General features: G+C 70.7%; 19 protein-coding genes. 4 read left to right on the top strand and 15 right to left on the bottom strand.

From position 1 onward, the window contains the following. Positions 1-114: 114 nt before the first annotated feature. The 12 genes from ACTOQ1_RS28910 to rimP form a co-directional block, all read right to left on the bottom strand. On the bottom strand, positions 115-1,428 hold the full coding sequence (locus ACTOQ1_RS28910) for a M16 family metallopeptidase (RefSeq protein ID WP_440071151.1): 1,314 nt from the start codon (positions 1,426-1,428) through the stop codon (positions 115-117). After that, positions 1,428-3,794 (bottom strand): polyribonucleotide nucleotidyltransferase, encoded by a 2,367-nt coding sequence (locus ACTOQ1_RS28905; protein WP_440071125.1) that lies wholly within the window; start codon positions 3,792-3,794, stop codon positions 1,428-1,430. The genes ACTOQ1_RS28910 and ACTOQ1_RS28905 overlap by 1 nt, the downstream gene beginning before the upstream one ends. Positions 3,795-4,115: 321 nt before the next feature. Beyond that, a complete protein-coding gene (gene rpsO / locus ACTOQ1_RS28900; RefSeq protein WP_030904195.1) occupies positions 4,116-4,385 on the bottom strand; it encodes a 30S ribosomal protein S15 in 270 nt (89 codons plus the stop codon). Positions 4,386-4,685: 300 nt separating this feature from the next. Continuing rightward, the gene (locus ACTOQ1_RS28895) at positions 4,686-5,639 is read right to left on the bottom strand and encodes a bifunctional riboflavin kinase/FAD synthetase (protein WP_440071124.1); all 954 of its coding nucleotides are present in this window, start codon (positions 5,637-5,639) and stop codon (positions 4,686-4,688) included. Positions 5,640-5,851: 212 nt separating this feature from the next. Further along, positions 5,852-6,751 carry a tRNA pseudouridine(55) synthase TruB gene (gene truB, locus ACTOQ1_RS28890; protein WP_440071123.1) on the bottom strand — a complete coding sequence of 300 codons (900 nt, stop codon included), beginning with the start codon at positions 6,749-6,751 and terminating at the stop codon, positions 5,852-5,854. Positions 6,752-6,846: 95 nt separating this feature from the next. Further along, positions 6,847-7,854 (bottom strand): DHH family phosphoesterase, encoded by a 1,008-nt coding sequence (locus ACTOQ1_RS28885; protein WP_440071122.1) that lies wholly within the window; start codon positions 7,852-7,854, stop codon positions 6,847-6,849. Continuing rightward, complete coding sequence (rbfA, locus tag ACTOQ1_RS28880) at positions 7,851-8,339, bottom strand: 30S ribosome-binding factor RbfA (RefSeq protein ID WP_344745459.1); 489 nt, start codon at positions 8,337-8,339, stop codon at positions 7,851-7,853. Before rbfA ends, ACTOQ1_RS28885 begins: the two co-directional genes overlap by 4 nt. Positions 8,340-8,408: 69 nt before the next feature. Continuing rightward, positions 8,409-8,708, bottom strand: a complete 300-nt coding sequence (locus ACTOQ1_RS28875) for a DUF503 domain-containing protein (RefSeq protein ID WP_329091737.1) — start codon at positions 8,706-8,708, stop codon at positions 8,409-8,411. 121 nt (positions 8,709-8,829) lie between these two features. Further along, a complete protein-coding gene (gene infB, locus ACTOQ1_RS28870; RefSeq protein WP_440071120.1) occupies positions 8,830-12,012 on the bottom strand; it encodes a translation initiation factor IF-2 in 3,183 nt (1,060 codons plus the stop codon). Positions 12,013-12,155: 143 nt separating this feature from the next. After that, positions 12,156-12,458: a YlxR family protein gene (locus ACTOQ1_RS28865; RefSeq protein ID WP_362677636.1), complete on the bottom strand. Its 303-nt coding sequence runs from the start codon at positions 12,456-12,458 to the stop codon at positions 12,156-12,158. Then, on the bottom strand, positions 12,442-13,437 hold the full coding sequence (gene nusA, locus ACTOQ1_RS28860; RefSeq protein ID WP_440071150.1) for a transcription termination factor NusA: 996 nt from the start codon (positions 13,435-13,437) through the stop codon (positions 12,442-12,444). Before nusA ends, ACTOQ1_RS28865 begins: the two co-directional genes overlap by 17 nt. A gap of 24 nt (positions 13,438-13,461) precedes the next feature. Then, the gene (gene rimP / locus ACTOQ1_RS28855) at positions 13,462-13,962 is read right to left on the bottom strand and encodes a ribosome maturation factor RimP (protein ID WP_440071119.1); all 501 of its coding nucleotides are present in this window, start codon (positions 13,960-13,962) and stop codon (positions 13,462-13,464) included. A 191-nt stretch (positions 13,963-14,153) separates the two neighbouring features. On the opposite strand from rimP, the gene ACTOQ1_RS28850 reads away from it, so the two are divergent. The 4 genes from ACTOQ1_RS28850 (at position 14,154) to ACTOQ1_RS28835 (ending at position 15,802) form a co-directional block, all read left to right on the top strand. Continuing rightward, positions 14,154-14,639 (top strand): hypothetical protein, encoded by a 486-nt coding sequence (locus ACTOQ1_RS28850; protein ID WP_440071118.1) that lies wholly within the window; start codon positions 14,154-14,156, stop codon positions 14,637-14,639. Then, positions 14,636-15,118: a ferritin-like domain-containing protein gene (locus ACTOQ1_RS28845; RefSeq protein ID WP_440071117.1), complete on the top strand. Its 483-nt coding sequence runs from the start codon at positions 14,636-14,638 to the stop codon at positions 15,116-15,118. The genes ACTOQ1_RS28850 and ACTOQ1_RS28845 overlap by 4 nt, the downstream gene beginning before the upstream one ends. 190 nt (positions 15,119-15,308) lie before the next feature. Further along, positions 15,309-15,506, top strand: coding sequence for a DUF4236 domain-containing protein (locus ACTOQ1_RS28840; protein WP_329091724.1), 198 nt, complete (start codon positions 15,309-15,311; stop codon positions 15,504-15,506). 83 nt (positions 15,507-15,589) lie between these two features. Continuing rightward, complete coding sequence (locus tag ACTOQ1_RS28835) at positions 15,590-15,802, top strand: DUF4236 domain-containing protein (protein ID WP_440071116.1); 213 nt, start codon at positions 15,590-15,592, stop codon at positions 15,800-15,802. Between the two features lie 163 nt (positions 15,803-15,965). Here the strand turns inward: ACTOQ1_RS28835 and ACTOQ1_RS28830 are convergent, their stop codons facing one another. The 3 genes from ACTOQ1_RS28830 to ACTOQ1_RS28820 form a co-directional block, all read right to left on the bottom strand. Then, the gene (locus ACTOQ1_RS28830) at positions 15,966-17,708 is read right to left on the bottom strand and encodes a proline--tRNA ligase (protein ID WP_440071115.1); all 1,743 of its coding nucleotides are present in this window, start codon (positions 17,706-17,708) and stop codon (positions 15,966-15,968) included. 98 nt (positions 17,709-17,806) lie between these two features. Beyond that, the gene (locus ACTOQ1_RS28825; protein ID WP_440071114.1) at positions 17,807-18,373 is read right to left on the bottom strand and encodes a hypothetical protein; all 567 of its coding nucleotides are present in this window, start codon (positions 18,371-18,373) and stop codon (positions 17,807-17,809) included. A 403-nt stretch (positions 18,374-18,776) separates the two neighbouring features. Continuing rightward, the gene (locus ACTOQ1_RS28820) at positions 18,777-19,211 is read right to left on the bottom strand and encodes a hypothetical protein (RefSeq protein ID WP_362677649.1); all 435 of its coding nucleotides are present in this window, start codon (positions 19,209-19,211) and stop codon (positions 18,777-18,779) included. Positions 19,212-19,380: the final 169 nt, after the last annotated feature.

Genomic DNA, 19,380 nt, shown 5'->3' with positions numbered 1-19,380 from the left:
ACGGGACGACGGGGTCGCGCTCGTACGTGGAGCCGGTGAGGGCCGTCACGGAACGACGAACGGCCCCGGCGCGGGAACGCCGGGGCCGTTCGTACCGGAAGCTGTGAAGGACCGTCAGCCGGTGACGACCGCGCTGAAGTCCCTGTCCTCCTCGTAGGGGCCGATGACCGCGAGGGACATCGGGCGGGTGAGGACCTCCGAGGCGACCTCGGCGATCTGCTCCGGGGTCACCGCGTCGATCCTGGCGAGCAGGTCGTCGACCGAGAGCAGCTCGTCGAAGACCAGCTCGCCCTTGCCGATCCTGGACATCCGGGAACCGGTGTCCTCCAGGCCGAGCACGAGACCGCCGCGCATCTGGCCCTTGCCGCGGACGATCTCCTCCTCGGTGATGCCGTCGGCGACCACACGGAGCACCTCCTCGCGGCAGATCTTCAGCACGTCGTCGATCTTCGACGGCAGGCAGCCGACGTAGATGCCGAACTGGCCGGTGTCGGCGAGGGCGGAGGTGTAGGAGTAGGCCGAGTAGGCGAGGCCTCTCTTCTCCCTGATCTCCTGGAACAGCCGCGAGGACATGCCGCCGCCCAGCGCCGCGTTGAGCACGCCGAGCGCGAAGCGGCGCTCGTCGGTGCGGGTCAGCGCCGTCGTGCCGAGGACCAGGTTGGCCTGCTCGGTCGGCCGGTGCACCACCCGCGTGCCGGAGCGGAGCTCGACGCCGGGGCCCGACACGCGCGGGGGCACCGGCGAGGCGTCCCCGCCCAGGGCCCCGGCCCGCTCGTAGGCCGCGGCGACCAGGGCCACCACCCGCTCGTGGTCGACGTTGCCCGCCACCGACACCACGGTGTGGGTGGGCAGGTAGTAGCGCCGGTAGTACTCGGCGATCCGGTCGCGGGTGACCGCGGTGATCGAGTCGACCGTGCCGAGGATCGGCCTGCCGACCGGCGTGTCACCGTACAGCTCGGCGGAGAACTGCTCGTGCACCACGTCCGAGGGATCGTCGTCGTGCATGGCGATCTCCTCCAGGATCACGCCACGCTCGGCCTCGACGTCCTCCTCGCTGATGAGCGAGGAGGTCACCACGTCGGCGAGCACGTCGATCGCCACCCGCAGGTCCTCGTCGAGGACCCGCGCGTAGTAGCAGGTGTACTCCTTGGCGGTGAACGCGTTGATCTCGCCGCCGATGCCCTCGATGGCCGCGGAGATCTCCAGGGCGTCCCGCGTGGGCGTGCCCTTGAACAGCAGGTGCTCAAGGAAGTGGGAGGAGCCCATGTGCTGGGGGGACTCGTCTCTCGATCCGATGCCGACCCACATGCCGACCGCGACGGAACGCACGGTCGGCATGGACTCGGTCACCACCCGGAGCCCACCGGGAAGGACGGTGCGCTTCACGACCCCGGCGCCGTCCTTGCCGGGGTGCAGAGTGGTGGTGATCACGAGTTGCGGTCTTCCCCTCCGCCGCCACCGCGGTTGCCGCCGCCACCGCCGTTGCTGCTGCGGGTGCGGGTGCGGCGGGGCCGCTCCTCGCGGGGCCGCTCCTCGCGGGGCCGCTCGTCGGCGGCGGCGGACGCCTCGGCGGCCGGGGCCGCGGACGTCTCGGTGTCGCCGGACTCTGCCTTCGCGGCGGCCTCCTTCTCGATGACCTCGACGGGCACCAGGGAGAGCTTGCCGCGCGAGTCGATCTCGGCGATCTCCACCTGGACCTTCTCGCCGACGTTCATGACGTCCTCGACGTTCTCGATGCGCTTGCCGCCGTGCAGCTTGCGGATCTGGGAGACGTGCAGGAGGCCGTCCTTGCCCGGCATGAGGGAGATGAAGGCACCGAAGGCGGCGATCTTGACGACCGTGCCCAGGTAGCGCTCGCCGACCTCCGGCATGTGCGGGTTCGCGATGGCGTTGATCGCCGACCTGGCCGCCTCGGCGGACGGGCCGTCGGTGGCGCCGATGTAAATGGTTCCGTCGTCTTCCAGGGTGATCTCGGCGCCGGTGTCGTCCTGGATCTGGTTGATCATCTTGCCCTTCGGGCCGATGACCTCTCCGATCTTGTCCACCGGGATCTTGATCGTGATGATGCGCGGGGCCGTCGCGTTCATCTCCGCCGGGGAGTCGATGGCCTCCTGCATCACGTCGATGATCGCCAGGCGGGCGCCCTTGGCCTGCCGCAGCGCGGCCGACAGCACGGAGGCCGGGATGCCGTCCAGCTTGGTGTCGAGCTGGAGGGCGGTGATGACGTCCTTGGTGCCGGCGACCTTGAAGTCCATGTCGCCCATGGCGTCCTCGGCACCGAGGATGTCGGTCAGCGTGACGTACTGGTCGCCCTCGTTGATGAGGCCCATCGCGATGCCCGCGACGATGCCCTTCAGCGGGACGCCCGCGTCGAGCAGCGCCATCGTCGAGGCGCAGACCGACCCCATGGAGGTCGAGCCGTTGGAGCTCAGCGCCTCGGAGACCTGGCGGATGGCGTACGGGAACTCCTCGCGCGCCGGCAGCACCGGCAGGAGCGCCCGCTCGGCGAGCGCGCCGTGACCGATCTCGCGCCGCTTGGGCGAACCCACCCGGCCGGTCTCACCGGTGGAGTAGGGCGGGAAGTTGTAGTTGTGCATGTAGCGCTTGGTGCGCTCGGGGTTGAGCGTGTCGATCATCTGCTCCATGCGGAGCATGTTGAGCGTGGTGATGCCCAGGATCTGGGTCTCGCCGCGCTCGAACAGGGCCGAGCCGTGCACGCGGGGCACGATGTGGACCTCGGCGCTGAGCTGCCGGATGTCCTTGACGCCGCGGCCGTCGATGCGGACGCCCTCGGCGATGACGCGCTCGCGCATGAGCTTCTTGGTCAGCGACCGGAACGCGGCGCCGATCTCCTTCTCGCGGCCCTCGAAGTCGGGGCCGACCTTCTCCAGCACCAGGGCCTTGACCCGGTCGAGCTCGGCCTCGCGCTCCTGCTTGCCGGCGATGGTGAGCGCGGAGGCGAGCTCGCTGCGCACCGCGCCGGTCACGGCCTCCAGGACGTCGTCCTGGTAGTCGAGGAACAGGGGGTACTCGGCGGTCTCCTTGGCGGCGACCTTCGCGACCTTGGCCTGCGCCTCGCACAGCACCTTGATGAACGGCTTGGCGGCCTCGAGGCCCTGGGCCACGGTCTCCTCGGTCGGCGCCACGGCACCCTCGGCGACCAGCTTGAGCGTGTCGCGGGTGGACTCGGCCTCGACCATCATGATCGCGACGTCGCCGTCGGGCAGGACGCGGCCCGCGACCACCATGTCGAAGGTGGCGCTGGCCAGCTCGGTGTTGGTCGGGAAGGCGACCCACTGGCCCTCGATCAGCGCGACGCGGACGCCGCCGATCGGGCCGGAGAACGGCAGCCCGGCGAGCTGGGTGGACAGGGACGCGGCGTTGATCGCCACGACGTCGTACAGGTGCTCGGGGTGCAGCGCCATGATGGTGGCGACGACCTGGATCTCGTTGCGCAGACCCTTGACGAACGAGGGGCGCAGCGGCCGGTCGATCAGGCGGCAGGTGAGGATGGCGTCCTCGGAGGGACGGCCCTCACGCCGGAAGAACGAGCCGGGGATGCGGCCCGCGGCGTACATTCGCTCCTCGACGTCCACCGTGAGGGGGAAGAAGTCGAGGTTCTCCTTGGGATTCTTGGACGCGGTGGTCGCGGAGAGGACCATCGTGTCGTCGTCGAGATAGACGACGGCGGAACCCGCCGCCTGGCGCGCGAGCCGCCCGGTCTCGAACCGGATGGTACGCGTGCCGAATGAGCCGTTGTCGATAACGGCTTCGCTGCTGTGGACACCCTCCACGGGGGACCTCCTTGTGGGTCGGTCGCCCGCGTCCGGCCAGACGCACGTGTCGCGCCTGGTTCGTCGTGTTGCCGGCTCCCCGTAGGTGCAGCGCCGGTCTTCGATCGAAGCGCCCGGTTCCGTATGGCTTGTGCCATGATGACCGGGGGCCACTACCGAGGACCGGCCCTCCGACGCCGTGGGGCGCGCTTGCTTGCGGACGCGGGGCACTGTCTCGGCTATTCAGTTTGCTCACCGGGGCGGCGTCTTCGTGGCGCGACGCGCCGACACCACCCCGTATGAGATATGAGGGAGCGGCGCGAACGCCACTCCCTCACGACACTATCGGCGCAGGCCGAGCCGCTCGATGAGCGAGCGGTAGCGCGCGATGTCCTTGCTCTGCAGGTACTTCAGCAGCCGGCGACGGCGGCCGACGAGCAGCAGCAGGCCACGACGGCTGTGGTGGTCGTGCTTGTGCACCTTCAGGTGCTCGGTGAGCTCGCTGATGCGCTTGCTGAGCAGCGCGATCTGCACCTCGGGGGAACCGGTGTCGGTCTCACCCTTGGCGTAGTCACCGATGATCTGCTTCTTTGCTGCGGTGTCGAGCGACACTTTTCTCCTTGAACCTCTGCGGGCACGCGCAATTCCGGCTCCCCGAACGACCGTGCGTGCCTACAGTCGCCGTGGCGAGATCAGCACCGGGATCATGGACCACCGGTTACAGAGCTGACATGCCAGGTTACCACCGGCTTCGGCGCCCTCGCACATCGTACGAAAGCACCGGCGAGCCCTGTCCGGGAACCCCGATGGGACCGGGAGAGCGGGGCCGGAGGGGCCGCGTGGCGCGAGGTCCGTGTGACACGAGGGCCGGGCGGGACCCGGGCGGGAGCGGGTGGTGGCGGGCGGGAAAGGTCAGCTCGTCAAGCGCCGCACCTCGTCCACGTCGGCGTGGATCTGCGCGACGAGCGCCTCGATCGAGTCGAACCTGGTGTTGCCGCGCAGCCTCGGCCCGAAGTCCACGGCCACGTGCGCGCCGTAGAGGTCGAGGTCATCGCGGTCGAGCGCGTACGCCTCGACCGTGCGGGGCACGCCCTCGAAGGTCGGGTTGGTGCCCACCGAGATCGCCGCGGGCCAGCGCTCGCCGCCGTAGACGGCGGGCAGGTTTCCGGTCGAGACCCCCTGCAGCCAGCCGGCGTAGACGCCGTCGGCGGGGATCGCGGTGAACTCCGGCGACTCCAGGTTCGCCGTCGGGAAACCGAGTTGCCGGCCGCGCTGGTAACCGCGGACCACCACGCCCTCGACCCGGTGGGGGCGGCCGAGCGTCCGCGTGACCGCCTCCATGTCCCCGGCGGCGATCTGCTCGCGGATCCGGGTGGAGGAGATCGTCTCCCCCTCGCTGACCAGCGGGACCGCCTCGGCCACGAAGTCGTACTTCTCCCCGAGGGTGCGCAGCGTCTCCACGTCACCGGAGGCCTTGTGCCCGAAGCGGAAGTTCTCCCCCACCACGACCCCGGCGGCGTGCAACCGGTCGACGAGCACGGTCTGCACGAACTCGTCCGGGCTCATCCGGGAGAACTCCAGCGTGAACGGCAGGACGCACACCGCGTCGACCCCCAGCCCCGCGAGGAGCTCGGTGCGGTGCCTGGCCGTCGTCAGCCTCGGCGGGTGCGTGCCGGGACGCACGACCTCCTCCGGATGCGGGTCGAAGGTCACCACCACCGAGGACACCCCGAGACGCGCGGCCATCGCGACGGCACGGGTCACCATCTGCTGGTGCCCGCGATGAACGCCGTCGAAGACGCCGATGGTGATGACGGACCTGCCCCAGTCTTCGGGCACGTCGTCCAATCCGTGCCAGCCTCGCACCGCAGCCTCTTCCCTCGTAGCGGATGAACCCCTAAAGACTGCCATGCTCTCGGTCCTTCTCCCCAATCGGGGAGCCCCTTGGCCGCGCCCCGCCGCCGGCCACGCGGGACCTCGGAGAGCGTCAAGGAACTTCGGAGGACTTTCCACGGACTTTCCACGGACTTTCGACGGACTTCGCAGGACGAACAGGACAGACGCTGGCAGGCAGTCCGTCAGGAGACGAAGACCGCCAGGGACTTGGCGATCTGGCCGTGCTCCTCGACGAGCGCCACCAGGGTTCCGTCGGGGCCGAACACCCCGATCGGCCCGCTTCCCAGGCCCAGCGCGGGCAGCCGCCCGCCGTGCGCGACGGAGGCGGCCTCCTCGGCGGTCACGTCCCTGCGGGGAAAGGCCGCCGCGACCGCGTCGGCCATCGGCAGGATCACGCACTCGGCGGCGAGCCGCTCCAGGGTGTGGGCCGCCGACAGGTCGTAGGGGCCCACCCGGGTACGGCGCAGGGCGGTCAGGTGGCCGCCGACCCCCAGTCCGGCGCCCAGGTCGCGGGCGAGCGCGCGGATGTAGGTGCCGCTGGAACAGGACACCGAGGCGTCGACGTCGACGAGGTCGCCGTGCCGGCGTACGGCGGTGATCTCGAAGCCCGACACGGTCACCGGGCGAGCCTTGAGCTCGACCTCCTCGCCCGCCCTGGCCCGCTTGTAGGCCCGCTCGCCGTTCACCTTGATGGCGCTGACCTGCGGCGGGATCTGCATGATCGGGCCGGTCAGCGTGGCGACGCCCTTCCTGATCTCCTCCTCGGCGACCTGTGCCGCCGGCGCCGTGGCGATGATCTCGCCCTCGGCGTCGTCGGTGTTGGTGGTCTGGCCCAGGCGGATCGTGGCGTCGTAGCCCTTCTCGGTGAGCGCGAGGTGGCCGAGCAGGCGGGTGGCCTTCTCGACGCCGACCACCAGCACGCCGGTGGCCATCGGGTCGAGGGTGCCCGCGTGGCCGACCTTGCGGGTGCCCGCGATGCCGCGGAGCTTGGCCACGACGTCGTGCGAGGTCCACTCGGCGGGCTTGTCGACGATGATCAGCCCGCTCGGCGGCGGGGTGCGCTTGGCGCGAGCCGTACTCATTTCGATCCTTACAGGCGTGCCGGGAAGGGTTTTACAGCAGGGCCCGGAGACTCGGGAAGGGTTTTACAGCAGGGCCCGGAGACTCGGGAAGGGTTTTACAGCAGGGCCCGGAGACTCGCGATCGTCTCCTCGACGGGCTGGTGGGAGGTGAAACCCGCCGCCTTGGCGTGCCCGCCGCCCCCCAGCGCGGCGCTGACGCGCGAGACGTCCACCCCGCCCTTGGAGCGCATGGAGACCTGCCAGACGCCTTCGTCGTCCTCCTTGAGGATGGTGGCGACGTCCGCCTGGTCGGTGCGCCGGATCACGTCGATGATCCCCTCGATCTCGTCGTACGGCAGCCCGTACGCGGCGCGGTCGGCGCGGGTGACGAACGTCCATACCAGGCCGCCGCCCACCTCGGGCTCCAGCCGCACCCTGTCGAGCACGGCGCCGAGCACCTTCAGGTAGCCGAACGGGGAGCGGTCCCACAGCTCACGGGCGATCTTCTCGGGATCGAGCCCGGTGGCCAGCAGCCGGGCGGCCATGGCGTGCGCGTCAGGAGTGGTGGAGGAGTGCCTGAACGAGCCGGTGTCGGTGACGAGCCCGACGTACAGGCAGGTCGCGATGTCCTTGTCGACCGGCAGGCCGAGCCGGTGGATCAGCTCCTCGGCGAGCACGGCGGTGGCCGCGGCGTCGGGGTCGACCAGGTTGAGGGTGCCGAAGCCGGTGTTGGACGGGTGGTGGTCCAGCACGACCAGCTCGTGTGCCTTGGCCGTGTTGCCGGTCAGCACGCCGAGACGCCCGACGGTGGGAACGTCGAAGGTGACCATCACCTCGGGCGCGGCCGGGTAGTGCGCGGGATCGGCGAGCAGATCCTGCCCCGGCAGGAAGCGCAGCAGCCTGGGCACCGTGAAACGCCGGTCGCCGAAGGAGGCGGTGACCCGCTTGCCCGCCGCGCGCAGCGCGAGCCCGACGCCCAGCATGGAGCCGAGCGCGTCGCCGTCGGGCGAGACGTGGCAGGCCAGCGCGATCTCGTCCGCGGCGGAGATGAGCTCGACGGCCCGGGCCCAGTCCTGACCGGACACCGGGCCCGCCGAGTCGTCGTCACGCAGGTCGGGCGTCACGTCGCGGAGTGTCCCGCGCGTTCCGAGGATTCGTCTTCTTCGTCCCCGGAGTCGTCGCCGTCTTCCCGGTCCTCGGGCTTGCGGTAGGGGTCGGCGTCCCCGGCGTGCGAGGCTCCCTCGGCCCGCTTGGCGATCTCCACGTCCCTGGCCTTCGCCTCGGCGAGCAGGTCCTCCAGGTGGCGGGCGGTGTCGGGAAGCGGGTCGTGGGTGAACGTCAGCGTCGGGGTGTGGCGCAGGCCCGTCTGGCGGCCCACCTCCGAGCGGATGAGCCCCTTGGCGCTCTCCAGGGCCACGGCGGAGTCGGCCCGCTCGGCCTCGGAGCCGAACACGGTGTAGAACACCGTGGCCTCGCCCAGGTCGTTGGTGATGCGCGTGTCCGTCACGGTCACGAACCCCAGCCTGGGGTCCTTGATGCGGCGCTCCAGCATCTCCGCCACGATCTGCTGGATCCGATCGGCGATCTTGCGTGCGCGTGCGGCGTCCATAGCTCCCCCCTTCTCACGGGGAGGGCCGGTGGCGGTAGGGGTGCTTCCGCCCACCGGCCGTCTCCGTATCTAGTCCTCGTCCTCGTTGTAGAGCCGGTGCCTGGCGGACAGCAGCTCGATCTCCGGGTGGAAGGCGATCAGCCGCTCGCAGTCGTCCAGCACCGCGCCGCAGTTGGCGGCGGTGGAGGAGACGACCGCGATCCCGATCTCGGTACGGCGATGCAGATCGAGATGGCCGGTCTCCGCGACGGCCACACCCGGGAACCGTCGCTGCACCTCGGCGACGATGGGACGCACCACCGAGCGCTTCTGCTTCAGCGAGTGGACGTCGCCGAGCAGGATGTCCAATGTCAGGGCACCTACATACATAGTGGGTCACTCGCCACGGTCGGCACCGTGCCACGGGGCGCGGGCCCCGCCCGCCGGCCGCGCACCCGAGGGGCACTCGGGTGGCACGGCCGGCGGAACGGTTCCTTCGCCTGTCGAGGCATCAGGCTCGCGGCTTCTCCCGCATCTCGAAGGTCTCGATGACGTCATCGATCTTGATGTCGCTGTAGCCGACACCGATACCGCACTCGAACCCTTCACGGACCTCGGTCGCGTCGTCCTTGAAACGGCGCAGCGAGGAGACGGTGAGGTTGTCGGAGATGACGACCCCGCCGCGGATGATCCGGGCCTTGCTGTTGCGGACGATCGTGCCCGAGCGGACCAGAGCACCGGCGATGTTGCCGATCTTCGGCACCTTGAAGACCTCGCGGACTTCGGCGGTGCCCATCTGGACCTCTTCGAACTCCGGCTTGAGCATGCCCTTGAGGGCCGCCTCGATCTCCTCGATCGCCTGGTAGATGACCGAGTAGTAGCGGATGTCGACGCCCTCGCGCTCGGCCAGGTCGCGCGCCCTGACCTCGGGGCGCACGTTGAAGCCGATGATGACGGCGTTGTCGTCGGCGACCGCCAGGTTGACGTCGTACTCGGTGATCGCACCGACGGCGCGGTGGAGCACCCGCAGGCGCACCTCGTCGCCGACGTCGATCTTGAGCAGCGCGTCCTCCAGGGCCTCGACGGAACCGGAGACGTCACCCTTGATGATGAGCTTGAGCTCGTCGACCTGGCCCTTCTCCATCTCGCTGAAGAGCTCTTCGAGGGTGCGGCGACGGCCGGACTTGGCCATGTCCGCGATGCGCTTGCGCGCGGCGCGCTGCTGGGCGATCTGGCGCGCCATCCGGTCGTCGGTGACGACGATGAAGTTGTCACCGGCTCCGGGCGTCGCGGTCAGACCCAGGACCATCACGGGACGGGACGGGTCGGCCTCCTGGATCGCCTCGCCCTTGTCGTCGAGCATCGCCCGGACGCGGCCGAAGGCCTCGCCACAGACGATCGAGTCGCCGACGCGGAGCGTGCCGCGCTGGACCAGCACGGTCGCGACCGGGCCGCGGCCCTTGTCGAGGTGCGCCTCGATGGCGACGCCCTGGGCGTCCATCGTGGCGTTGGCCCGCAGGTCGAGCTCGGCGTCCGCGGTGAGCAGGATGGCCTCGAGCAGGTTCTCGATGCCGATCCCGTTCTTGGCGGAGATGTCGACGAACATCGTGGTGCCGCCGTACTCCTCGGCGACCAGGCCGTACTCGGTGAGCTGGGCCCGGACCTTGCCCGGGTCGGCGCCCTCCTTGTCGACCTTGTTGACCGCGACGACGATCGGCACGTCGGCCGCCTGGGCGTGGTTGAGCGCCTCGACGGTCTGCGGCTTCACACCGTCGTCGGCCGCGACGACCAGGACGGCGATGTCGGTCACCTTGGCGCCTCGGGCACGCATGGCGGTGAACGCCTCGTGACCCGGGGTGTCGATGAAGGTGATCTTCCGGTCTTCGCCCTCGTGCACGGTGCCGATCTGGTAGGCACCGATGTGCTGGGTGATGCCACCGGCCTCCCGCGCCACCTCGTTGGTGTTGCGGATGGCGTCGAGCAGCTTGGTCTTACCGTGGTCGACGTGACCCATCACGGTCACCACCGGCGGGCGCGCGACCAGGTCGGACTCGTCGCCCTCGTCCTCGCCGAACTCGATGTCGAAGGTCTCCAGGAGCTCGCGGTCCTCCTCCTCCGGGCTGACCACAAGCAGGTTGTAGTCGAGCTCGGCGGCCAGAAGCTGGAGCGTCTCCTCGTTGACCGACTGCGTGGCGGTCACCATCTCGCCCAGGTGCAGCATGATCTGCACCAGGGACGCCGGGATCGCGCCGATCTTGTCGGCGAAGTCCGACAGGGAGGCGCCGCGCGACAGGCGGATCGTCTGCCCGTTGCCGCGGGGGGCCTGCACGCCGCCGATCGCCGGGGCCTGCATGTTGTCGAACTCTTGACGCCGCTGGCGCTTGGACTTGCGACCGCGGGTCGGGCGCCCTCCGGGACGGCCGAACGCGCCCGCGGTGCCTCCACCGCGACCACGGCCACCGCCGCCGGGACGGCCGGCGAAACCGCCGCCACCGCCACCGGGACCACCGGTTCCGGTGCCGGGACGGCCGGCGCCGCCACCGCCACCCGGGCGACCGGCGAAACCGCCGCCGCCACCGGGACGACCGCCGCCACCGCCGGGACGACCGGCGCCGCCACCGCCGGGACGACCGGCACCCGCACCGCCACCGGGACGGCCGGCGCCGCCACCGCCGCCACCGGGACCGGCGGGCCGGCCCTGGGGCATCATCATCGGGCTGGGACGCGGACCACCGGGACGCGGGCCACCGGGGCCGCCCGCACCGCCGCCGGGACGCGGGCCACCGGCACCGGGACCCGGACGCGGGCCACCGGATCCGGGCGGGCCGGAACGTGCGCCGGGCGGACGGGGACCGGCGTTGTCGCGGTCCTGACGAGGACCGCGGTCCTCGCGGGGGCCGGGACGCGGACCCCTGTCGCCGGGACCGCCGTCACGGCCGGGGCCACCGGGACCACCGGGGCCGCCGGCGCGCGGCGGACGGGCCTGGCCCATGCCGCTGGCGTTCGACGAGAACGGGTTGTTGCCGGGGCGCGGGCCACGCGGGCCCGGACGCGGGCCGGGCTTGGGCGCACCGGCACCGGGGGCACCGGCACCGGGCCTGGGGCCCGAAGGCGCTCCACCACCCGGACCGCCCGCCGGACGACCGCCCTCGGGACGCGCCTCGGGACGCTGGGCGGGACCCGGACGCGGAGCGGGCCTGGGACCCGGCTTGGGACCGGGGCCGGAGGCCGCCGGACGTGCGCTGTCGGTGCGGGGTGCCTCGAACCGCGGGGCCTGCACCTGCGGCGGCTGCTGACGCGGCGGCTGCGGGGGCTGGACCGGCGGAGCCGGGGGGACGACCGGCGGGGCCGCCTGCGGCGCGGGGGCCGCGGGACGAGCCGGTGCGGGACCCGGACGAGGACCCGGCCTGGGGGCCGGTCCCGGCTTGGGGATTGATGTCGACGCCGTGGAGGCGCCGTTGGGCTGGCCGTCTCCCGGCCGAGGGGCCGCCTGAGGCGGCCTGGGGCCTCTGCCCCTGTCGGACGAGCCCTTACTGGGGCCGCCCAAAGCTTCCGTGAGCCTGCGGACTACCGGTGCTTCGATAGTCGAGGACGCCGAACGCACGAACTCGCCCATCTCCTGGAGCTTGGCCATGACGACCTTGCTCTCCACACCGAACTCCTTGGCGAGCTCGTATACCCGGACCTTCGCCACTGCACTCCCTTGTCTCGGCCCGGGAGGCGGTGCCGCCGGACCGTCGTTACGTTGACGTACTCATCGCCGCATGCTCATCAGGCGCTCATAGCTATCTGACCAGCCCATCAAATCGGCGTCCTACATGACAGTCGGTAACCATTTCACCCGATCCTTTCATCGTGTTGCTCTTCCAGGTGGCCACGCAGCCGCGACAGGTCGAGTGATTCCGCGACGCGAAAAGCACGCGGAAACGCTCGGCGACGCTCTGCGAGTTCGAGACAGCTCAAGGTGGGATGCAGTGAAGCACCACGACCTTGGAGCCGTCTTCGCAGGTCAGGGACGATAACGCCCTCGACCACCACCAGGCGGAGCAGCTCGGAGGAAACCGTGCGAACCCGGCACCCCACACATGTTCTCAGTGGGGCAGCCTGGCCACCATATTCCAGCTTACCGTGTGGGCGCATCTGCGGGACCGGCCGCGTCCCCCGGCTGGGTGTCGGGACGGATGTCGATCCGCCAGCCGGTGAGGCGGGCGGCCAGCCGGGCGTTCTGGCCCTCCTTGCCGATGGCGAGGGAGAGCTGGTAGTCCGGCACGGTCACGCGCGCGGCGCGGCCCTCGAAGTCGATCACCTCTACGTGGGAAACGCGGGCCGGAGACAGCGCATTCCCCACGAAATCCGCGGGATCCTCCGACCAGTCGATGATGTCGATCTTCTCGCCGTGCAGCTCCGTCATCACGTTGCGTACCCGTGAGCCCATCGGGCCGATGCAGGCGCCCTTGGCGTTCACTCCCGGGCGCCGCGACCTGACCGCGAGCTTGGTGCGGTGACCGGCCTCGCGGGCGACGGCGGCGATCTCGACCGTGCCGTCGGCGATCTCGGGCACCTCCAGCGCGAAGAGCTTCTTCACCAGGCCGGGGTGGGTGCGCGACAGGGTCACCGAGGGGCCCTTGTGGCCCTTCTTGACCTGCACCACGTAGCAGCGGATGCGGTCGCCGTGGACGTACTCCTCGCCCGGGACCTGCTCGCTGTGCGGCAGCACCGCCTCGATCTTGCCCAGGTCGACCAGGACCACTCGCGGGTCCTTGCCCTGCTGGATGACTCCCGCCACCAGCTCGCCCTCGCGGCTGGCGAACTCACCGAAGTTGATCTCGTCCTCGGCGTCGCGCAGCTGCTGCAGGATGACCTGCTTGGCGGTGGTCGCGGCGATGCGGCTGAAGTTGCCCGGGGTGTCGTCGAACTCCCTGAGCACCTCCCCGCTCTCGTCGTCGAGCTCGGCGGCGAAGATGGTCACGTGCCCGGACTTGCGGTCGAGCTCGGCGCGCGCCTTGGCCGCCGCGCCCTCGCTCCGGAAATATGCGATCAGCAGCGCGTCCTCGATCGCCTTGACGACCAGGTCGAAGGAGATGTCCTTCTCCCGCTCCAGGCTGCGCAGGACGCTCATGTCGATGTCCACGAGGCTTCCCCCTTAGCCCTCGTCGCCGTCTTCGCCGTCGTCTTCGGCGTCGTCGAGCCGGCGGAATTCCACCTGCACCCGTCCTCGGGTCAGGTCCTCATAGTCGATGCGGCGCGGCGCGCCGTCGACGTCCAGCTCCACGCCGGTCTCGTCGGTGGTGACGATCCGGCCCTCCACGGCGCTGCCGTCCCTCAGGTCGGCCTTGACCAGCCTCTTCACCGCGCGGCGCCAGTGGCGCGGCTCGGTGAGGGGACGGTCGACTCCCGGAGAGGAGACCTCGAGCACGTACGGGGTGGTCCCCATCGCCTCGTCGGCGTCCAGCGTCGCGGAGACGGCGTGGCTGACCTCCGCGACGTCGTCGAGGCTCACGCCTCCGTCACGATCGACCACGACACGCAGCAGCCGCCGCTTGCCCGCGGGGGTGACCGTGACGTCCTCCAAGTCGAGCCCTTCGGCTCCGACGACAGGTTCCAGAAGCTCTATCAGGCGGTCGCGGGATGTGGCGCTGCCCATGCCGACCTCCCATTGTCACGATCTCAGCCGGGCGGACCTCGCCCATGCGATTAACCAGCCTATCCACACCAGGGCGTGGAAACAGCGCCACTCGGTGTGGCGGAGCCGTCCGAGAAGCGAGGTGAGTGCCATTATTCCAAGCCCGTACGATGCTAAGTGCGTCAGCTGCCGACACAGAACCGGAGGTCGTCGTGCGTTCCGTCTCCCGGCGCGCCCTGCTGCGGGGCGGCGCTCTCGGGGTCGCGGCCGTGACGGTCACGGGATGCGCCGCCGAGGAGCGGGTGCCTCCCGCGGCCGCGCCGCCCGACCCCGAGACCCTGCTCCTGCGTGAGCTGATCGCGGGCAAGGAGCGGACCGTCGCCCTGTACGCCTCGGCGGCCTCGGCCCGGCTGGAGCCCTTCAGGCAGCGGCACGAGGCCCATCTGGCCGAGCTCCGCCGCCGTCTCCCGCCCGCTCCGGCCGCCACGTCCGCGACCCCGGCGCCCACCCCTTCGCCCTCCGGGAGCGCGGCCCAGGGCGGCAGCCCCTCGGTACGGACCCTGCGGGACCTGGAGCGCAGGGCCGCGGCGCTGCGTACCCGCCAGATCGAGGGGGTCTCGCCCCCGCTCGCCCAGTTGCTCGCCTCCATCGGCGCCTGCGAGGCCGCGCACGCCGTGGCCCTGTCGAGGTCGCTGTGAGAGGCGCCCGGGGTGCCGGGGTCAGGGCCGATCAGGGGCTCGGCGCGGCGCTGGCGGCCGAGCACGCCGCCGTGTACGCCTACGGGGTCCTCGCGGCCAGGACAACGGGCAGGCTCCGCGTGGCGATGACGACCACCTACAACGCCCACCGCGCCCGCCGCGACCAGCTCCGCACCATGACCATCGCCGCGGGCGGCACGCCCGCCGAGCCGAAGGCGGTCTACGAGCTCCCGGTCACGCCGTCGAGCGCGGCGCAGGCGGTGGAGCTGGCCGTGCTGGTCGAGCGGGGGGTGACCGGCGCCTACCTGGAGCTGGCGGCGTCCCCGGACCCGGCCCTGCGCAGGATGGCCGCGCTGGCCATGCAGGAGTGCGCCGTCCGCTCCTACGGCCTGCGCCCCGAGATCGAGGCCTTCCCCGGCATGCCGCCCCGGACTGCGCCCGAACCCGCCGCCACCCCCACGGTGACCCCGCCCCGGTGACGTTTCCCGCCGTTTTTCCCGGGTGACCGCCGCCCGGCGGAAAGGCCGGAACCGGACTGGTCAGCCTGGAAAACGATCTCTGGCCGGAGGCCCCGGATTCGCGAACCGTGATCCGAACCCGCTTTCAAACATGTTTGCACCACGTCTGCCGGGTAGCTGAATCTCGCGAAATACGCCTAAGGAGGAAGCAATGGGCTGGGGATACCGGAAATCCATGAAGTTCGGTCCGTTCCGTCTTAACCTTTCGCGGAGTGGAGTGGGCCACAGCTGGGGAAACCGCGCCTTCAGGGTCACCAAGACGGCCGACGGGCGCCGCACTCTGAGCGTCAACCTTCCCGGCGGTTTCCACTGGCGCAAGACGCTCAGCGGTAACGGCAGCCGTCGCTGATGGGCATTACCCGGGAACCGTTCGCGAACGCCGCTCGTTCTCATGACACGACGCGAGATTTCGGGGAGTCCGGGGAGAAGGCAATGGGCTGGGGATACAGGAAGTCGATCAAAGTCGGTCCCTTCAGGATCGACCTGTCCCCGCGAGGGGTCGGCCACAGCTTCGGCAACCGCCGATTCCACGTCAGCAGAACTCCTGACGGCCGCAAGTACGTGACCGTCAACCTGCCGGGCGGGTTCCACGTGGGCAAGGCGATCGGCCGGAGCTCCCGGCGTCACCGGCACTACCACTACTGACGCGGGGCCATATACCTGCATATACCTGAGAGAGCGGCCCACCCCTTTCCCAAGGGGTGGGCCGCTCTCTCGCGTTCCGGGTGACCCGCCTTTCAGGAGCGGATCTCGGGGGTGGACCGCTCGCCGGCGTCCGCCGGTCGCCGGGGCCGCGACGGCCGCGAGGTCATTCCCGGCAGGCCGCCACGACGCGCTCCACGGCCTCGGCGAGCGGGATCTCCTCCTTGGCGCCGGTGGCGCGGTCGCGCAGCTCCGCGACGCCCTGGGTGAGCCCCCTGCCGACGATCAGGATCGTCGGCATGCCGAGCAGCTCCGCGTCCTTGAACTTCACTCCCGGCGAGACGCCGGGGCGGTCGTCCACCAGGACGCGCAGCCCGTGGCCCTCCAGCTCCTCGGCGATCCGGGTGGCGGCCTCGACCTGGCCGTCCTTGCCGGTGCCCACGATGTGGACGTCGGCGGGGGCGACCTCGCGGGGCCATACCAGCCCGAGCTCGTCGTGCCTCTGCTCGGCCAGCACCGCCACGGCCCGGGAGACCCCGATGCCGTAGGAGCCCATGGTGACGCGGACCGGCTTGCCGTCGGGGCCGAGGGCGTCGAGTTTCGCTGCGTCGGCGTACTTGCGGCCGAGCTGGAAGATGTGGCCGATCTCGATGCCGCGGTCGATGGACAGGCCGGAGCCGCAGACCGGGCAGGCGTCGCCCGCGCGGACCTCGGCGGCCTCGATGGTGCCGTCGGCGGCGAAGTCACGGCCGGCGACGACGTCCGCGGCGTGCTTGCCGGGCTCGTTGGCGCCGGTCACCCAGGCGCTGCCGTCGACCACGCGGGGGTCGACGAGGTAGCGGATGCCGAGGTCCTTGAGGACCTGGGGACCGATGTAGCCGCGGACCAGGCCGGGGTGCTTCGCGAAGTCCTCGGCCTCGAAGATGGCGGGCTCGCCGGGGGCGAGGGAGGCCTCCAGCCGCTTGAAGTCGACCTCGCGGTCGCCGGGCACGCCGATGATCACGGTCTCGGTCTTGCCCGAGCCGGGGACGGTCACCTTGACCACGATGTTCTTGAGCGTCTGGGCGGCGGTGATACCGAGGCCGTGGTGCTCGTTGAGGTGGTCGACCAGTGTCTCGATGGTCGGGGTGCCGGGGGTGTCGAGCACTCGCATCGCGGGCCGCTCGCCGGTGATCGCGGCCGGCGCGGTGGTGACGACGGCCTCCGCGTTGGCCGCGTAGCCGCAGTTGTGGCAGGCCACGAAGGTGTCCTCGCCGGTTTCCGCGGGGGCGAGGAACTCCTCGGAGGCCGAGCCGCCCATCGCGCCCGACGTGGCGAAGCAGATCTTGTACGTGATGCCGAGCCGGTCGAAGGTCTTGATGTAGGTCTCGCGGTGGCGCTCGTAGGAGCGCTTGAGGCCGTCGTCGTCGAGGTCGAAGGAGTAGGAGTCCTTCATGATGAACTCGCGCCCGCGCAGGATGCCGGCCCGGGGACGGGCCTCGTCACGATACTTGGTCTGGATCTGGTAGAGGGTCACCGGATAGTCCTTGTAGGAGGCGTACTCCCCCTTGACCATGTCGGTGAACATCTCCTCGTGGGTGGGACCGAGCAGGTAGTCGGCCCCCTTGCGGTCCTTGAGGCGGAAGAGCGTGTCGCCGTACTCGGTCCAGCGGCCGGTCGCCTCGTAGTACTCGCGGGGCAGCAGGGCGGGGAAGAGCACCTCCTGGCCGCCCATCCGGTTCATCTCCTCGCGCACGACGCGCGTGACGTTCTCCAGGACCGTCTTGCCGAGCGGCAGCCAGGAGTAGACGCCGGGGGCGACACGGCGGACGTAACCGGCGCGGACGAGCAGTTTGTGGCTCGGGACTTCCGCATCTGCCGGGTCGTCCCTCAGTGTTCGAAGAAACAGCGACGACATGCGCAGCAGCACGGCTACTCCTAGTTGACGAGGTTCGATGCCTTACAGGCTATCGAGTCTCGCAAGCCGATTGTCGGTGGTCGACCGCTTCCGGGCCCGGGGGTGAGGGCTCAGATCCCGGTGAGGAAGACGAAGTACGAGGCCCCGAGGACCAGCGCGATCAGCGCGGAGCAGGCCCGGTCGCACCCGCGTCCCAGCGAGATCAGCGTCCCCAGCACGATCGCGATCACCACCGCGACGCCCCACGGCCAGAAACCGGAGACGTGCTCGGGCCCGCCGGGCATCGCCTTGTCGATCCCGTCGAACAGGGCCAGCCCGGCCGCGCCCCCGGCCGCGATGTCCCCCCAGCGGTCGTAGCGCTTGGCGAGGTAGGAGAGGACGCCGACGGCGACGAGGTTCGCGATCAGGAGGTTCATCGAGGCGCCGTCGCCGCCGAGGCTCAGGAGCCAGGCGTTCTTCTCGAAGATCGTGGCGACCAGCAGCGAGAGGATCGGGCCGAGCGCGGCCAGCATGCTGGAGAGGACCGCCCAGCCGAAGCCGGCCGCCGTCCGCCCCATGACGACGACGAAGAGGAGGTAGGCGTACGGATTGTAAAGCGCGTACAGCAGCTCGGGCCCGTAGGCCAGCAGCGCGCCGACGCCTCCGAGCAGCATCCCCACGAAAAGGGAGAGGACCATGTGCCGGAGAATGGCGCGATCTCGGCGGTCTCCGGCGACGAAGTCAAGCGTGTAATTACGTTCTACCAAAGCCACTGATCCCCCGATCACATTTGCTAGTGGCTATCAGCAGTGTATCTGACCTGGGAAAACATCTCGAACACGTCAAGTTTACAAAGCAAGCGAGCGCTTGATAACGATGAAGTGGACGAGCACTTGACCAAGCCGTTGCCGTGATCCTTCTCAGCGCCTTCTCCGGGGGCGGCCGGATCTCCGCGACGCCGTCCGCCCCTTTCTCGCCGGGCGTCCGGACGCCCGCGGCCGGTTCGCCGTACCGGCGGCCGCCCGGATGAGCGAGCCTCGCCCGCCGCCCGGGGCGGCGACCCTCGCGAGGCGACGCCGGCGGCCCGGCCGCTCCGGGGCGTCAGCCGCCGAGAAGGATCTCCCAGGGGTGGCGGGAGGTGGTCCTGCGGGTGGTGTCGAGCGCCTCGCCGAGGCGGCGCAGACCGGCCCTGCCGCGGAAGCGCTCGCGGTGCACGGGGTCGACGGCGCGCAGGACGAACGGGACGCCCATGACGTCCAGGGTGGCGTCACCCGCCGTGGCGGGACCGGAGCGGGTGACCAGCGCGCCGGGACAGCCCGGATCGCGGACATGCCTGGCCAGGACGGCGGCGATGTCGGCCGCGCCCGGGCCGTCTCGCCACTCGATGTGCCAGCCGTGGTCGGCCCCGCGCCACCAGGTCAGGTCACGGCAGGACTCCATGAGTTCCGACTCCCCGGCGAGCGCGGCCATCACCCGCCCGAACGCCTCGTACCGCAGCCCGCACGAAGGCCGGTCCTCACCGGACGTCCCGGGCATGCCGGGGACGCCGGGAGCACCGGGAGCACCCGGGGAGCCGGAGGAGCCGGGAGCGCGTCCTGTCCGGCGCGGTCCTCTCGCGTCCTGAAGCGGACTGTCCTTCGGACGCCGGGCATTCGCTTTGCGGCGCTTCTCCGCTCCTGAACTCACGAGAATCAACTGTGATCCG

It is taken from the genome of Streptosporangium sp. OZ121 (genome assembly GCF_051918885.1).
In the GTDB taxonomy this organism is placed as follows: Bacteria; Actinomycetota; Actinomycetes; order Streptosporangiales; family Streptosporangiaceae; genus Streptosporangium.
This window is presented reverse-complemented; position numbering and strand designations above follow the sequence as displayed.

What these genes read in the sequence shown, in the direction of transcription:
- ACTOQ1_RS28840 (WP_329091724.1), top strand. Translation starts at nt 15,309, where the DNA reads ATGGGCTGGGGATACCGGAAATCCATGAAGTTCGGTCCGTTCCGTCTT.
- ACTOQ1_RS28875 (WP_329091737.1), bottom strand. Translation starts at nt 8,708, where the DNA reads ATGTATGTAGGTGCCCTGACATTGGACATCCTGCTCGGCGACGTCCAC.
- nusA (WP_440071150.1), bottom strand. Translation starts at nt 13,437, where the DNA reads ATGAGCGTCCTGCGCAGCCTGGAGCGGGAGAAGGACATCTCCTTCGAC.
- ACTOQ1_RS28865 (WP_362677636.1), bottom strand. Translation starts at nt 12,458, where the DNA reads ATGCGCCCACACGGTAAGCTGGAATATGGTGGCCAGGCTGCCCCACTG.
- rbfA (WP_344745459.1), bottom strand. Translation starts at nt 8,339, where the DNA reads ATGGACGCCGCACGCGCACGCAAGATCGCCGATCGGATCCAGCAGATC.
- truB (WP_440071123.1), bottom strand. Translation starts at nt 6,751, where the DNA reads ATGAGTACGGCTCGCGCCAAGCGCACCCCGCCGCCGAGCGGGCTGATC.
- ACTOQ1_RS28835 (WP_440071116.1), top strand. Translation starts at nt 15,590, where the DNA reads ATGGGCTGGGGATACAGGAAGTCGATCAAAGTCGGTCCCTTCAGGATC.
- ACTOQ1_RS28820 (WP_362677649.1), bottom strand. Translation starts at nt 19,211, where the DNA reads ATGCCCGGGACGTCCGGTGAGGACCGGCCTTCGTGCGGGCTGCGGTAC.
- rimP (WP_440071119.1), bottom strand. Translation starts at nt 13,962, where the DNA reads ATGGGCAGCGCCACATCCCGCGACCGCCTGATAGAGCTTCTGGAACCT.
- ACTOQ1_RS28825 (WP_440071114.1), bottom strand. Translation starts at nt 18,373, where the DNA reads ATGGTCCTCTCCCTTTTCGTGGGGATGCTGCTCGGAGGCGTCGGCGCG.